Genomic DNA, 234 nt, shown 5'->3' on the forward strand with positions numbered 1-234 from the left:
TTGAGCGATTTACTTCGGTAAAGAGCGGCGGACGGGTGAGTAACGCGTGGGTAACCTACCCTGTACACACGGATAACATACCGAAAGGTATGCTAATACGGGATAACATATTTGAGAGGCATCTCTTAAATATCAAAGGTGAGCCAGTACAGGATGGACCCGCGTCTGATTAGCTAGTTGGTAAGGTAACGGCTTACCAAGGCGACGATCAGTAGCCGACCTGAGAGGGTGATC

At 49.1% G+C, this 234-nt stretch carries 1 rRNA gene; it reads left to right on the forward strand.

Annotated elements, in window-relative coordinates:
* A 16S ribosomal RNA gene (locus tag KGF42_RS19665) occupies window positions 1–234 on the forward strand; the annotation flags it as partial.

It is taken from the genome of Clostridioides sp. ZZV15-6383, from assembly GCF_020657735.1.
GTDB classification, from domain to species: domain Bacteria; phylum Bacillota; class Clostridia; order Peptostreptococcales; family Peptostreptococcaceae; genus Clostridioides; species Clostridioides difficile_D.